Genomic DNA, 13,970 nt, shown 5'->3' on the forward strand with positions numbered 1-13,970 from the left:
GACGCTGATGCCTCGTTTGAAGCACGCCCGAACACTCGCGGCGGCGTTAAGGGGTACTAGCTATGGATCGTCGCCTACTGTTCTTCCTCGTCTTGGCGAGTGTATTCGTAAGCGGAGATGCTATGGCCGCGACCGACCTTTCCCATGCCGACACCTCGGTCCAGGGCCTACTCGACCTCGTTTTGCAGCAGTCGCACCAGTGGTCAGGAAAGCTGTATGACTACGCGATCAGATTATTCTGGCTGTTGGCCTCGATTCAGTTCATCTGGACGTTCATGCCTCTGGTCATGAAGCAAGCCGACTTCGGCGAGATTGTCGGAGAGCTGCTGCGCTTCGTCCTGGTGGTCGGTTTCTTCCTTGCCGTTATGAAGTACTCGGTGGAGTGGTCATCTGCCATTGTCGATAGTTTCCGCGATGCTGCGGCATCCGCTAGCGGCCTCGGACGCGCATTAGAACCCGGCGATATGCTGGCGGTCGCACTGGATTTTGGCCGCACCATGGTGAAGGGCATATCAGTGTTTTCTCCGGCCAAAGGACTTCTGATCGCAGTTTGCGCAATCCTTGTGTTGGCGTGTTTCGCCTTCATCGCTGTATTCATGTTCGTAACGCTCGTAGAGTCTTACGTCACGGTGCTGTTCTTTGGCTTTGGCGGCTCACAATGGACGCGTGATTTTGCGATCGCACCAATGCGTTTCACCGTCGCAATCGGAGCGAAGCTGTTCGTCTTAACGCTGATCGTCGGCCTGATCGTTCAGTCGGCCAAGCAGTGGTTGGCCGCCTACACCAATGACGAAGCGTCGTTGATGACGATGGTTGGTCTGGCTTTGGTGTGCTGCTATCTGACAAAGACCATTCCCGACCTGATCGGCGGCATGATTAGCGGCACGTCGATGGGTGGCGGATCAGCCATCGGTGGTATGGCGGCCGCCGGTGCTGCCGGTGCAGCGGCGGCAATCGCCACTATCGCCACGGCCGGGGCGGCCGCTCCTGCTGCTGCCGGTGCTCTCGGCGCTGCTGGCAGCAGTGGTGCAACCGGTGCCGGTGCAGCGGGTGCCGGGGGCGGTCTCGCAGGGGCGATCAACTCCAGCTTTGCCGGTGCAAGCTCCGCCGGTGGTGCCGCTCCGTCTGTAGGTGGCGGTACCCCCATTGGCGTCGGGGCCAACACTGGCGGCGGTGCAGTTGCCAAGACGGCCAGCTCCGCAGGCGTGAAAACTGGCGGTGGCGCAGCTACCCAATCGGCTACCCCCAGCAGCGGCACCCAGCAGGCCGCTAAGCAGGCCGGGAAGGCCACGCAGACCGGCGATGACAATGATCAGAAAGCAATACCGAAAGGGGAAGCTGTTAGTTCCGGCAACGCACTGTCCCAAGCGGCCAATGGTGGTGCAAAAGCGCTTGGCGTAATCGCCTCGCTGACAGTTCCGGGCATGGAGAATGCACACTCAGCGTCGCTTGGCGCTGGTCTTCCACAGCCAGCTCACGGTGACTCCAGTTCGCTCAAATCCGCAGCGCCGGCTGCGGAAGCCCCAGGTATGGAATCCAATGTCATTCGACCAGATACGAACACCAGCTCGAATTCCGGTCGCACCGACGTTTCGAGCATAACCTCAAGCAATGACCAACCGGAGAAATAACCATGAATAGCATTCTGATGTTCGCTGGATTCGTCGTACTCGCCTCCACCTTGGCCATTGCCATGTGGGCGTTCGGCCGTTGGCTAAGAGGCAAAGGCTACGGGCCATTGCTCGATAGACTGGATCGACAATGCACCGCGTTGCAGCTTCGAGTTAGCCCGCTGGCCCTTTCGGCTTCCTTTCACATGTTTTCCGGAGTGCAACACATGAATCGCCTCCCACTGCTTGGTAGCAAGAGCAATGCTGCTCAAGCCCAGCAAATTCTGATAGCGATCCGAGCGGCGCAGGAAGCCCAAAGGCGAGAGATACCCGGCAATCGCTAGTTGCACCCGAGGCAACCCCGCATTTATGCGGGGTATCGCTTTCAGAAAAAGACAGACACCTATGTCAAGGCTAGGTGCAGTGAGAGACCAACACTCAGTATGCGCCTTTAAGGATGGATGCGGCGCGACCATCTGTTTGTAATACGCACGGACATTGAACACGCTGCTAGCCAGCGTGAGAAATATGGACAGTGACGACACCGAAACGCACCTTTCAGAATCCCGCTGACGATGCCGTTAGTAATACGCACGCACCTGTCTCAGCTTCGCTTACTACCTTCAACCCAGCCGCAGTCGACAGCCAGGTGAAACCTACCTAAAAAAGCACAGGGGGCTTCGCCATTAGTAATACGGACGGACTTGTCTCAGGCATTTCCATGATCTGCAGGCTTACCAGCGCGGTACCAAGTTGCACGACTCATCCCAAGGCTTTCCCACGGCCGCTTACGACTCAAGGAGTTACCTTCATACGCCGCTCGATCCAGCGCGCCGTTGGCACGTCGCTTATCCTCGTGACGCTTCCTGTCGCGCTCTCGTGCCATGGCCGAGCCGATGATCGTCTTGAGCTGACGCTGTTCGTCAGCAGTGATCCCGAACAAGTTAATAAGCGTGTCGTTCTTCGGCGTGTAGAGCGGTGTGTAGTCCTTGCCACCAAAACTGATCTTTTCCCCGGCCTCGTAGGCTTTGGCCTTGCTGAACAGCGTCATAAGCTCCTTCGAGCGGCTATTCCATTGCGGGTCGAGCTCGCGGGCCAGCGCGACCGCTTCGTGGTACATCTGCTTGCTGTTGGTCGCCCCTGACAGCAGCAGGAAGTTCAGCCGCCAAAACAGGTGCTGCATCCGGCTGCCTTCGCTGACGCCGCCGCGCAGCTCGGCGAGCTTGCGCAGGTCTTCGAGGCGATCCCATGCGAGCTGCCTACCGGAGAACCCGCGTAGATTGCCGGCTTTGCCGCCGGGCACCAATAGGAAAGGCTTTTTCGTGGCGCGCTGCTCGCGCTGTTCGGCCAGTTCCTGCCGCTGCTGCTCGATTGTCCAGCGTGCCGCCGGTAGCAGCGCCTCGGCGAGATACTCGAAGTTGTAGCGAATCGGATTGCCGTCTGCACCGCTCTGGACATGAACAACGCGGCAGACCTCCCCGCTCTTACTGTTGACCGTCTCCACGATGCGCAGCACACGGCTGGCGTCCTTGGCCATCGGGTCAGCGCCTACGTGCGCGAGGCGATCAACAAGGTAGCGTTGACAAGCATTCCAACGAGGCAGGGCCTGTCGTGGAATCGTGCCCTCCAGCAGCCACTTGGCCTGTATGCCCCGGCCGCTGTAGATCAGCACGGACGGCGGAGGCAAGCCCCCTTCGGCGCAGAAGTATAGGACGGACGCGACCAGTTGGTCAGGCGCTCGCCCAGCCAGCGCGGGCACGCGGTAGGTGTCAAGGTCGGCGAACAGCAGGCCAAGCCGCAGAAGATTCACGACTCGCCTATTGGGTCGGATGAACTCTGCTTGGGACATCCACGTGTCACGTTTTTTGTCCAACAAACTTAGCACTTTTGGCATATCAGCCAAACGATGCGAAGACTGGCGCTTTTCACCTCGGGAGTCGACAAGCAACGAAAAAAAACCGGCTCTCGCCCTGTCGTGGTACATCTGCGCTTCGTCCTGAGAACTGAAAAGCGCGAGCTGTGAGCTTGCGCCAGTCAGCTGAGCGTTGGCAGTGTCTGATATCGACCTTGTCTCAGGCCCGATCCGCACCGCTCAGACTGCCATTCCTGGCCTTGGGGCGGGGCCAGACTCCCTGCACGAATCAATCCACTCCTCTACCTCGGCCAAATCCCACACGACCTTGCGACTACTCACCGCAATGCGGCGCGGGAATTTACCCTTCATTTCAAAGTTATAGATCGTGCGCTCACACAGCGGGATCATCGCCAGGAGTGTCTTTTTGTCGATGAGTTTTTTGCTCGATGGATGCATAGCTAGGCCCTACCAGTCACAGCGAATGTGTGCCTGATCGTGCCTTTAGGTGCCTATTGCTTCGACAGAATGATTGGCTAGAATGGTTGACATGAAAAAACCATCGACCATATCTATTTGGGAGGGGTGTGACGCCTCCCTCACAGAGGCCCTACACCGATTCCTTGATCGCTGGGAGCCCTACTCCACAGCATCTAAACGCTACCCGATCGTTCGTCTGGTCGAAGAGCTTATCGACCCTGCCGTGGCGGCATATGCCGAAACGCTTCCATCGCGTTATCAGGGCCATATACCCGGAGCAGGAACAAATGTAGCGTTCAGCGCGATTATGCAGCTGGTTGGCGTTGCCGCTATGGTCCGCCTACAGCGTCAACTGCTACGAGCCTTTGTTCTGACCCACGACAAGCAGTCGGGAGATGATCGCTGCTTCATTGCGACGCTGGAGACATTGATAGAGCTGGTGCTGGCATGTGAGCGCAAGCAACCGTCTAACAAGGATATGGGCGGTTTGAACGGTCAACGCTTGAAGGGGTTTTGTAGATTCTGCGGCGCGCGAGCAGAGCTAGCATTGTTCGCAGAAGGTGAAAGTCAGCGTGACCTTGATGAACACCTACGCCTGAGCAACCTGTACTGCACAACCCACCGCCCAAAGACACCGGATGGACGCTGGAACCCGGCATACAGGCAAGCAATGAGATCTGTAGCGCAGTTCGACCTAGAGCTGGCCAGATTGAGCAGACAATGCGCGATACGAGTAGAGCCTAAGGCAAAGTCAGGTGACGAGCTCGTCGACGCGTATATCTTTCGATACATGCTTAGCCAAACCCTTCACCTAGCGGACGAAGCGGAGCTAAGAAATCTCGCTCGACTTATGGTGGACGTGAAGCTGACAGACCGAAGAAAGCAAATCCTCGTACTGCAAAAATTCGGCTTCAACCAGTCAGAAATTGCTCGCAGACTTGAGATCGAGCGCCAAGCAGTATCCAAAGCTCTTCGCTCAATACCTGATTCCTTTCGACTTTCGAAAGCATGAGTGAGTCAAACTGCGTCATTGCACTCATAGTGCTAAAACGTTTGCATTCGACGCGTCCAATCACTTGCATTTGATCTGACCAGACTTCTTACATGGCTAACGGCAAAACAGTTATCCACGACCAGCAGCCCCCCATTTCTCCGGCCTCTGCTTCTGAAGAAAAACGGCCGCCTGGTTGTTTTCGCGCCCACACTTAACGCGTCATGGCGGCCTCTTAGAAATCCGAAGCCTTACAGACCATCTTAGGCATTACAATACAAACCACCTAAATTACGCAGAGCGGTTATTACATGGAAAGTGCTACGGAACTCAATGTAAATTCAGGCTACATAGCAGCGATAGATGACTTGAAAAGGAGAGCCAAGCGATCTAGAACAGCAAGACTCTATATAGCTTTGGGCTTGTTAATTTTAATGAGCCTTGCAGTGGCGGCTGTGTTTAGTTCGAGTCAGACCAGGACATATTCACTCCGAGAACTTGGCGAGAAAATCTCTTTTAACAAAATGCGTGACCCTGGATTATTTTTACGCAAATCCAACGATCTCCTCGAGAAAATTTATCCTGACAGCATCATTAACATGGGAAGGCGGATGGATGGCGAAGACGTCAAGGAAGAAAGTTTCACAATGGATGAGCGCACCGCCTACATGCGCGAGCTTGAGCAACTGGTGAATTTCTATGAGCGTACCCAGACAGCGTATTCGAAACAGCCATTTGTACAAGAAACACCGGAATGGACAAGCTCCGTATCGTCTATAGCTTTTACATTTGGCGCTATAGCTGTTTCAATTCTATTATTCCAAACAGCGGTTTCCTTTATAAGGTATTACTCACAGCTAGCGGAGCTCTATGACTCGCAAGCTAGCGCCCTATTGGCCGCAAATAACGACACAGAAAAGTTTGTAAAATACTCAGAGATGCTCTCCCCATCAGTCGTTAGCTTCGGAAAGCCTCCTGTGAGTGTTTATGAGCGAGCATTTGAAGCAATAGCATCAATTAGAGGGAAAGAGACGAAGTAAAGATCGACACAGAACTCAGAAGAACCCGCCTCTGGCGGGTTCCTTTTTGCTACCCATTTTTCTTACGAGGTCTCTTAAGCGTCCATTCATCAATCATATCGGCCCAATCCTGCAACATAGCGCGACGCTGATCCCGGTACTCGGCCTTGTTGTAGACCGCTCGCACACCCTTCTGCTCGTGCGCAAGACACTTCTCGATCCAGTCGGAGTTATAGCCCGCCTCATGCAGCAGCGTGCTGGCCGTGCGTCGCAGGTCGTGAGGACCGAACTTGCCTAGGGGCACCCCCTCCTTTTGGGCAAGGCGATAGGTGAGTGTCAGTACCTGGTTGATCGTGGCCGCACTCATTGGCAAATCAGAGTCGTAGCGTGACGGTAAAACGTAGTCTGAACCTCCTGCCAAGGTTTTCAACGCGATGAAGAAATCCAACGCCTGCTGGGACAGAAACACCAAATGGGGGTTACGACGCTTCATCCGCTCTTTGGGGATGGTCCATAACGCTTCGCTGAAATTGATCTCACCCCACGTCGCATTGGTCAGCTCGCTCTTGCGCACCATCGTCAGCAGGAGGAGTTTGGCCGCTGCACGAACAGAGGTCGCGGTGCCGATTCTGTCCATGTACTGGTACATCAGCGCAATTTCATCGGGCGTCAACGCACGGTCGCGCGGCTCGAATTTCGCGATGCTGGCAGGCCGTACCAGATCTGCCGGGTTTTCAACCTTTTGGCCACGTTCAATAGCCCAACGGAAGACTTGCAGCACGATCTCCCGTGAGTGGACGGCGGTTGCAGGGGCACCCCGCTCCACTATGGCATCTGTCAGCGCTCGCAGATCCTCATGGGTGATTTCGACCAGCTTCTGATTACCAAACTTCGACTTCAACTCTCGCTCATAGACTGATCGGCGCATGTCTCGCGTCGAGTCCGCCATTTGGTAACCGCGCAGCCATTTTTCAGCCCAAGCGTCAAAAGTCTCAGCACCCTTCGTGCGCGCCTTCGCACGCGCTTTTTCCTTAGCTGGAGACTTGCCAGCGGCGACCATCTTCTTCGCCTCCCCTAGCCGCTCGCGAGCCTCTGCCAGAGTGATCCCCCCTAAGCCATAACGACCGAAGGTGATGGTCTCCTGCCGGCCGTTGATGGAGTAGTTGTAGCGAAAGGAGATTGAGCCGGCTGGGGTAACGGCCACGTACAGGCCATCACGGTCAATCACCTTGTAGAGCTTGTCCTGGGGCTTGAGATTTCGAAGCTTGGTATCGGTGAGCATGGCTTCCACTATTTCCATGAAAAAATACCATGCCCTGAAAAGCGCGGAGAAATGGGGTCCATCCCCAGTAAAACCGGGCCTTTAGGCCAACTCGATACCATGCCAACACTGAGGCAAGGGACATGGTATTGAGCGTCATGCATGGCATTAGGTGCAGTCAATACCCCGTACCATGCCACACAAACACCGTGCTTGGCGATGCAGAACGCTACTCGAATTTGCCAGACAAAAAAAGCCAAAAGCCCGCAATTATGCGGGCTTCAGGACATTTTTTGCTAGATTGTGCCGGGCAGTGCCGGACGCGGGATCATTCCCACTCGATGGTGGCAGGCGGCTTGCTCGACACGTCATAGGTAACGCGCGAAATACCGTCGATTTCGTTGATGATACGGCCACTGACGGTTTCCAGCAGTTCGTACGGCAGATGCGCCCAACGTGCGGTCATGAAGTCCACGGTCTCGACGGCGCGCAGGGCGACGACCCAGGCGTAGCGGCGGCCATCGCCGACCACACCGACCGACTTGACCGGCTGGAACACCACGAAGGCTTGGCTGGTCTTGTGGTACCAGTCGGCCTTGCGCAGTTCTTCGATGAAGATATGGTCAGCGCGACGCAGGATGTCGGCGTATTCCTTCTTCACTTCACCGAGGATACGCACGCCCAGGCCTGGGCCCGGGAACGGGTGGCGGTAGACCATGTCGTACGGCAGGCCCAGTTCCAGGCCGATCTTGCGCACTTCATCCTTGAACAGCTCACGCAGCGGCTCGACCAGTTTGAGGTTCATTTCCTCCGGCAAGCCACCGACGTTGTGGTGCGACTTGATCACGTGGGCCTTGCCGCTCTTGGCGCCAGCCGATTCGATCACGTCCGGGTAGATGGTGCCCTGGGCGAGGAACTGGATGTTCTCCAGCTTGCTGGCCTCGGCATCGAACACGTCGATGAAGGTGCGACCGATGATCTTGCGCTTCTTCTCCGGGTCCGCTTCGCCGGCCAGATTGTCGAGGAACTGCTGCTCGGCATCGGCACGGATCACCTTGACGCCCATGTTCTCCTTGAACATGGCCATCACCTGGTCGCCTTCGTGCAGGCGCAGCAGGCCGTTGTCGACGAATACGCAGGTCAGCTGGTCACCGATGGCACGGTGCAGCAGCGCGGCAACCACCGAGGAGTCCACGCCGCCGGACAGACCCAGCAGAACGTTGGCCGAACCCACCTGTTCGCGGACCTGGGCGATGGCGTCTTCGACGATGTTGGACGGGGTCCACAGGGCTTCGCAGCCACAGATGTCCTGGACGAAGCGGGAGAGGATGCGACCGCCCTGTTTGGTGTGGGTCACTTCCGGGTGGAACTGCACGCCGTAGTAGCCACGCGAATCATCGAACATGCCGGCGATCGGGCAGCTTGGGGTGCTGGCCAGCACATGGAAGTCGCCCGGCATCTGGGTGACCTTGTCACCGTGGCTCATCCATACGTCCAGGCCCAGCACGCCGTCGTCGTCGACGTGGTCTTCGATGCCTTCGAGCAGGCGGCTCTTGCCGACCACGTCGACACGGGCGTAGCCGAATTCACGCAGGTTGGAACCTTCGACCTTGCCGCCCATCTGCTCGGCCATGGTCTGCATGCCGTAGCAGATACCCAGCACCGGCACTTTCAGGTCGAACACCGCCTGCGGAGCACGCGGGCTATTGGCTTCGTGGACCGACTCGGGGCCGCCGGCGAGGATGATGCCGCGCGGGTTGAATTCGCGGATCGCTTCATCGTCCATGTCGAACGGATGCAGTTCGCAATACACACCGATCTCGCGCACACGGCGCGCGATCAGTTGGGTGTACTGGGAACCGAAATCGAGGATCAGGATGCGGTGAGCGTGAATGTCGAGGGCCATGACTCAATCTCTGGTGCAGCTGCAAGCTTCAAGTTGCAAGCTGCAAGTTGATCGGGAGAACGCGGTAATTGCTGCAGCGCAACTACCGCTTGTAGCTTGAAGCTTGTCGCGTACCGCTGGAGGCGTCAGCCGACCCGGTAGTTCGGGGCTTCTTTGGTGATCTGCACGTCGTGCACGTGGGACTCGGCCATGCCGGCACCGGTGATGCGCACGAACTCAGGCTTGGTGCGCATCTCTTCGATGGTGGCACTGCCGGTGTAGCCCATGGACGAACGCAGGCCGCCCATCAGCTGGTGGATGATCGCGGCCAGGGCGCCTTTGTAAGGCACACGACCCTCGATCCCTTCCGGAACCAGCTTCTCGGCACCGGCCGAGGAGTCCTGGAAGTAACGGTCGGAAGAACCTTGCGCCTGTGCCATGGCACCCAGCGAGCCCATGCCACGGTAGGCCTTGTAGGAACGGCCCTGGAACAGTTCGACCTCACCCGGCGCCTCTTCGGTGCCGGCGAACATCGAACCCATCATCACGCACGAGGCACCCGCCACGATGGCCTTGGACAGGTCACCGGAGAAGCGGATGCCGCCGTCGGCGATCAGCGGCACGCCAGTGCCTTCCAGGGCGGCGGCGACGTTGGCGATGGCGCTGATCTGCGGCACGCCGACACCGGCGACGATACGGGTGGTGCAGATCGAGCCAGGGCCGATACCGACCTTGACCGCATCGGCGCCGGCTTCGGCCAAGGCCTTGGCGGCTGCGCCGGTGGCGATGTTACCGCCGATCACCTGCACCTGCGGGTAGGTTTCCTTGACCCAGCGAACGCGGTCGATCACACCTTTCGAGTGACCGTGGGCGGTGTCGACCACCACCACGTCGACGCCGGCGGCAACCAGGGCGGCAACACGCTCGCCGGTGTCCTTGCCGGTACCGACCGCAGCGCCGACGCGCAGGCGACCTTGGTCGTCCTTGCTGGCCAGCGGGTAGGCCTTGGCTTTTTCGATGTCCTTGACGGTCATCATGCCCTTGAGGTTGAACTTGTCGTCAACGATCAGGACTTTTTCCAGGCGGTGCTTGTGCAGCAGCTCGCGGACTTCGTTCTTGTCGGCGCCTTCGCGTACGGTGACCAGACGCTCTTTGGGCGTCATCACGTCGCGGACCTTGGCTTCCAGACGGCTCTCGAAGCGTACGTCACGGGAGGTGACGATGCCGACCAGGTCGCCATTGGCCAGTACCGGGACGCCGGAGATGTTGTTCAGGCGGGTCAGGTCGAACAGGTCGCGCACGGTGGCGTCGGCGTCGATGGTGATCGGGTCCTTGACCACGCCAGCCTCGAACTTCTTGACCTTGCGCACTTCGCCGGCCTGCTGTTCGATGGTCATGTTCTTGTGGATGATGCCGATGCCGCCTTCCTGGGCCATGGCGATGGCCAGGCGCGCTTCGGTCACGGTATCCATGGCAGCGGAAACCAGCGGAATGTTCAGCTCGATGCCGCGGGTCAAACGGGTCTTGAGACTGACTTCATTGGGCAGTACCTCGGAATAGCCAGGTACAAGGAGGATATCGTCGAAGGTCAGGGCTTCTTGGCTGATACGCAGCATCGCGGGGGCTCCCGGGCGGGAAAAATGGAAGCGCGCCATTATACTCATCCACGGCGCGCCGCTCAATGCAAAATAAGGGCCTTCGGTCAGCCTTGTGGCAGTTTTACCTGCACCACCGCCACCGGCTGATCGAGCCAGTCGGCGAAGCTGTCGACAAAGGCCTGGGTGAACCCGGCCTCGCCCCAGTTGTTGAAGATGAACCCGAGGTTGGAAAAGGCACATGGCTGCAGGAAAAGAAAGCCATTGATGTCGTCCTCGAAACCACACAGCGGGCAGGTAAAGTTGTCGCTTACCCCCGGCATCCATTCTTCCAGGCTTTCGAACAGCGGCTCGCCGACCTCGCGCCGACACTCCGGGCACCCGGCTTCTTCGAGAAAGCCATCGCTGGGGGTGTAGATGCAGCGCTTGAGAACGACTTCCAGACCATTGACCGGGTCCCCGAATGGCAGCTTCTCGGGATGCAGGGCGAATTTGCGGGCCCCCTCGGCCAGGGCATGGCCCATGCGGTTGCCGGTGCGACCACAGGTCGTCAATTGCTCCTCCACCACTTTTTCCCGTACCAGCCAGCGCAGGATGGCCCGGGCACGGGCCTCGTGAACCGGCACGGTGGAGAGTTTGGGAACGATGATGCTCTGGGTGTTCATGGGCAAGACAAGCCTGGAAACTGCGGTAGTGGCGCAATTCTACCGTTTGCTCAGCCGCTCAGGTAGCGGCCCAGCAACGCAAGGCCACTGGCCAGCACCAGCCAGGTCACCAGGCGCACGAAGGCTTCACGGGAGAGCTTCGAGGCCACGCGACGCCCGATCCAGAGTCCAGCGAACATCACCGGTAACAGCCAGGCTGCGAGCAACAGCAGGTCGCTGTCGGCATAGACCCCGGCAAACAGGAACAACGACAGACGCACTAGGGTGCTGCTGCTGATCAGCGCACTCTGGGTGGCGCGCACCTGCTCCTTCACCTGCAGACGAGCGCTCAGGTAAATCGCATATAAAAAGCCGCCGCTGCCGAACATGGCGCCGAACAGCCCACCGACCACACCCATCGGCACGGCCCAGTAACCAGCCAACCTCGCAGGACGGACCGTCACAGCCAAGGCATAGACCGCATAGGCCGTGACGAACAGCCCCAGCGACAACAGCAACACGTCCGTTTTCAGCCGCAACAAGAACATCACGCCAACGGCGCAGCCCACGGCCATGCAGGGCAACAGGCGCAGCAATTCGTCACGGACCACATCGCGCCGCGAGGGCAGCAGATTGCCGAAGGCGGCGACGAAGTCCAGGAGCACCAACAATGGAATGACGCGTGACAACGGCATGAAATGGATCAGCACCGGGCCGGCGACCAAGGCGGTGCCGAACCCGGCGATTCCGAAGACGATGTACGCTGCGCCGATGGCCAGCGCGATGATCAGCCAGTCAAGACTGGTAAACGACAGCTGAGCGAGCATGAAGCGAACTCCAGGGAGGACCCGCAAAGGTTAGCCAGCCCGCAGCCATGCCGACTAATATGCCTTTTGCCCACCAGCCATCTCGAAAAGGCATGACATGACGTCGATCCGCCAATTGCGGTATTTCCAGGAAATCGCCGAGTGCGGCAGTTTCAGCGCCGCCGCCGAGCGACTGTATGTTGCGCAGTCGGCGCTGAGCCGACAGATCAAGGAGCTGGAACAGCACCTCGGCACACCCTTGTTCGAACGCACGGCCCGGCGACCGCAACTGACCCCCGCCGGCCAGGCCTTGCTCCACCGCACCCGCCGACTGCTCGCCGACCTGGCGCAGGCCGAGCGCGAAACCCGCGACATCGGCCACGGACTAAGAGGCACCCTGCGCCTGAACCACTCCAGCACGGTGCCGCTCACAGGCGAATTACTGGCCCGCTTGAATCGCTATGTGCACGCCAATCCGGACGTTTCGGTGGACATCGCCCAGCAATCGTCCGAGGCGCAACTCGAGGACATTGCCGCCGGACGCCTGGACATCGGCCTGTTGAGACTTCCGGTATTGCGCCAGCATGCGGGGGTGACGCTGCACGAACTGTACAGCGAACCCTTGCTTCTGGCAGTTGCCGCCGAGCATCCACTGGCAACCGCGCAAGCCGTACCGCTGGAGCGACTATGCGCAGAGCCCTTCGTGTCGATCCCTCACCGCGACCGGGGCGGGTTGAGCTACCTGTCCGCTTCGCTGTGCATGGAAGCCGGATTCTTTCCTCGCGCAGCACAGGTCACTTCACGCAAGACCACCCAGTTGCAGCTGATTCAAGCCGGCTTTGGCGTGGCACTGCTGCCGGCCTGCATGCGTGACATCGCCCCCGCTTCGGTTCGCTTCATCCCGCTGCAGCCAATGTGTCGCAGCAGTGTGGCGTTGGCCTGTCGCCAGGGTGCAGAGAAACTGGTACAAGCGTTCGCCAGGGCGATGGGCGCCCATCATGCCTGATAGCGCTGCGCTAACGCATAGAGAATGGCGAGGGTTTCGGCGTCGGCGAAGCCACGGTGATCGCTGGGACGAAAATGCAGTTGGAAAGCTCTGAGCAGTGAACGCATGTAACCATCGCTGGGTCGGGGCGGAACGCTGTAGCCGTAGGCGCGCAGCTTGCCCTGGATATCCTCGGATGCAGGCCTGTCGCTTGCGAACTGCGCTTGGAACCGCGTCTTCACCTCCTCGTCATACCAGGCGCCGATACCCGCCTCGTGCAAACTGCGCCAAGGAAAGGCGGCACCTGGGTCGCTCTTGCGCCCGATGGCGATGTCACTGTGCCCGAGCACCTGTGTGGGTTTGATATCCGGATAACGCTGGAGAATGTCTCGGCTCAGTTGCACCAGCGCAGCAATCTGCTCGGGGTGGTATTCCGGAAAGCTGAACTGGCCATTGCTCACCGTAGCCTCATTGACCAGTTCGATGCCGATCGCCGTATCGTTCAGGTTGCTCCGCCCTCCCCAGGCGCTGACGCCTGAGTGCCATGCCCGCTCGCTTTCATCGACGAGGTTGAAGATACGTACCCGGTCGAAGCCTGCACGTCGATAGCTCGGATCGGCGGGCGTGGGCAGCAGATAGTGCGCACTGACCTGCCCCCCTTTTGCCAGGGCGTTGACCGAACCTTCGAAGTTGATTGCGGTGTAGTGGAAAACCAGAAAGCGTACTCGACGGTTGAATGCCTTCGAGCGGTAGGTAGTGGAGTCAACGTCGTACATGAACACCTCCGTGCGAGTGAAGCGATCAGGCTAGGCTTCTCTGCAAGGGGGCAGTAAGCCTTCGAA

At 58.7% G+C, this 13,970-nt stretch carries 13 protein-coding genes; 5 read left to right on the plus strand and 8 right to left on the minus strand.

The features are described from left to right. The first annotated feature begins 62 nt into the window (after positions 1–62). Positions 63–1,631 carry a P-type conjugative transfer protein TrbL gene (trbL, locus tag E2H86_RS07390; protein WP_133326225.1) on the plus strand — a complete coding sequence of 523 codons (1,569 nt, stop codon included), beginning with the start codon at positions 63–65 and terminating at the stop codon, positions 1,629–1,631. A gap of 2 nt (positions 1,632–1,633) precedes the next feature. Further along, positions 1,634–1,954: a hypothetical protein gene (locus tag E2H86_RS07395; protein WP_133326227.1), complete on the plus strand. Its 321-nt coding sequence runs from the start codon at positions 1,634–1,636 to the stop codon at positions 1,952–1,954. A gap of 365 nt (positions 1,955–2,319) precedes the next feature. Here the strand turns inward: E2H86_RS07395 and E2H86_RS07400 are convergent, their stop codons facing one another. Together E2H86_RS07400 and E2H86_RS07405 are read right to left on the minus strand one after the other, a co-directional pair. Continuing rightward, positions 2,320–3,594: a replication protein gene (locus E2H86_RS07400; protein WP_133326229.1), complete on the minus strand. Its 1,275-nt coding sequence runs from the start codon at positions 3,592–3,594 to the stop codon at positions 2,320–2,322. Positions 3,595–3,702: 108 nt separating this feature from the next. Continuing rightward, on the minus strand, positions 3,703–3,921 hold the full coding sequence (locus E2H86_RS07405) for a helix-turn-helix transcriptional regulator (RefSeq protein ID WP_133326231.1): 219 nt from the start codon (positions 3,919–3,921) through the stop codon (positions 3,703–3,705). Between the two features lie 82 nt (positions 3,922–4,003). Here E2H86_RS07405 and E2H86_RS07410 point away from each other — a divergent pair, with 82 nt between their 5' ends. After that, on the plus strand, positions 4,004–4,954 hold the full coding sequence (locus E2H86_RS07410; RefSeq protein WP_133326233.1) for a LuxR family transcriptional regulator: 951 nt from the start codon (positions 4,004–4,006) through the stop codon (positions 4,952–4,954). A gap of 290 nt (positions 4,955–5,244) precedes the next feature. Then, positions 5,245–5,973, plus strand: a complete 729-nt coding sequence (locus E2H86_RS07415; protein ID WP_133326235.1) for a hypothetical protein — start codon at positions 5,245–5,247, stop codon at positions 5,971–5,973. A 49-nt stretch (positions 5,974–6,022) separates the two neighbouring features. Here the strand turns inward: E2H86_RS07415 and E2H86_RS07420 are convergent, their stop codons facing one another. The 5 genes from E2H86_RS07420 to E2H86_RS07440 form a co-directional block, all read right to left on the minus strand. Continuing rightward, positions 6,023–7,234, minus strand: a complete 1,212-nt coding sequence (locus E2H86_RS07420) for a tyrosine-type recombinase/integrase (protein ID WP_133326587.1) — start codon at positions 7,232–7,234, stop codon at positions 6,023–6,025. Positions 7,235–7,541: 307 nt separating this feature from the next. After that, positions 7,542–9,119 carry a glutamine-hydrolyzing GMP synthase gene (gene guaA / locus E2H86_RS07425; protein WP_133326237.1) on the minus strand — a complete coding sequence of 526 codons (1,578 nt, stop codon included), beginning with the start codon at positions 9,117–9,119 and terminating at the stop codon, positions 7,542–7,544. 125 nt (positions 9,120–9,244) lie between these two features. Continuing rightward, positions 9,245–10,714, minus strand: coding sequence for an IMP dehydrogenase (gene guaB / locus E2H86_RS07430; RefSeq protein ID WP_133326239.1), 1,470 nt, complete (start codon positions 10,712–10,714; stop codon positions 9,245–9,247). Positions 10,715–10,800: 86 nt separating this feature from the next. Beyond that, on the minus strand, positions 10,801–11,358 hold the full coding sequence (locus tag E2H86_RS07435; RefSeq protein WP_133326241.1) for a sugar ABC transporter ATPase: 558 nt from the start codon (positions 11,356–11,358) through the stop codon (positions 10,801–10,803). Positions 11,359–11,408: 50 nt separating this feature from the next. Next, complete coding sequence (locus E2H86_RS07440; RefSeq protein WP_133326243.1) at positions 11,409–12,164, minus strand: sulfite exporter TauE/SafE family protein; 756 nt, start codon at positions 12,162–12,164, stop codon at positions 11,409–11,411. Positions 12,165–12,261: 97 nt separating this feature from the next. Here E2H86_RS07440 and E2H86_RS07445 point away from each other — a divergent pair, with 97 nt between their 5' ends. Then, positions 12,262–13,149: a LysR substrate-binding domain-containing protein gene (locus E2H86_RS07445; protein WP_133326245.1), complete on the plus strand. Its 888-nt coding sequence runs from the start codon at positions 12,262–12,264 to the stop codon at positions 13,147–13,149. On the opposite strand, the gene E2H86_RS07450 is transcribed toward E2H86_RS07445, so the two are convergent. After that, positions 13,140–13,904, minus strand: coding sequence for an N-acetylmuramoyl-L-alanine amidase (locus E2H86_RS07450; protein WP_133326247.1), 765 nt, complete (start codon positions 13,902–13,904; stop codon positions 13,140–13,142). The genes E2H86_RS07445 and E2H86_RS07450 overlap by 10 nt on opposite strands. Positions 13,905–13,970: the final 66 nt, after the last annotated feature.

It is taken from the genome of Pseudomonas putida, assembly GCF_004357765.1.
GTDB lineage: Bacteria > Pseudomonadota > Gammaproteobacteria > Pseudomonadales > Pseudomonadaceae > Aquipseudomonas > Aquipseudomonas putida_U.

Bases quoted from the DNA above. Each gene is read 5' to 3' on its own strand.
- guaB (WP_133326239.1), bottom strand. From the start codon at position 10,714: ATGCTGCGTATCAGCCAAGAAGCCCTGACCTTCGACGATATCCTCCTT.
- E2H86_RS07405 (WP_133326231.1), bottom strand. From the start codon at position 3,921: ATGCATCCATCGAGCAAAAAACTCATCGACAAAAAGACACTCCTGGCG.
- guaA (WP_133326237.1), bottom strand. From the start codon at position 9,119: ATGGCCCTCGACATTCACGCTCACCGCATCCTGATCCTCGATTTCGGT.
- E2H86_RS07395 (WP_133326227.1), top strand. From the start codon at position 1,634: ATGAATAGCATTCTGATGTTCGCTGGATTCGTCGTACTCGCCTCCACC.
- E2H86_RS07435 (WP_133326241.1), bottom strand. From the start codon at position 11,358: ATGAACACCCAGAGCATCATCGTTCCCAAACTCTCCACCGTGCCGGTT.
- E2H86_RS07400 (WP_133326229.1), bottom strand. From the start codon at position 3,594: ATGTACCACGACAGGGCGAGAGCCGGTTTTTTTTCGTTGCTTGTCGAC.
- E2H86_RS07440 (WP_133326243.1), bottom strand. From the start codon at position 12,164: ATGCTCGCTCAGCTGTCGTTTACCAGTCTTGACTGGCTGATCATCGCG.
- E2H86_RS07415 (WP_133326235.1), top strand. From the start codon at position 5,245: ATGGAAAGTGCTACGGAACTCAATGTAAATTCAGGCTACATAGCAGCG.
- E2H86_RS07410 (WP_133326233.1), top strand. From the start codon at position 4,004: ATGGTTGACATGAAAAAACCATCGACCATATCTATTTGGGAGGGGTGT.
- E2H86_RS07450 (WP_133326247.1), bottom strand. From the start codon at position 13,904: ATGTACGACGTTGACTCCACTACCTACCGCTCGAAGGCATTCAACCGT.
- trbL (WP_133326225.1), top strand. From the start codon at position 63: ATGGATCGTCGCCTACTGTTCTTCCTCGTCTTGGCGAGTGTATTCGTA.
- E2H86_RS07445 (WP_133326245.1), top strand. From the start codon at position 12,262: ATGACGTCGATCCGCCAATTGCGGTATTTCCAGGAAATCGCCGAGTGC.
- E2H86_RS07420 (WP_133326587.1), bottom strand. From the start codon at position 7,234: ATGCTCACCGATACCAAGCTTCGAAATCTCAAGCCCCAGGACAAGCTC.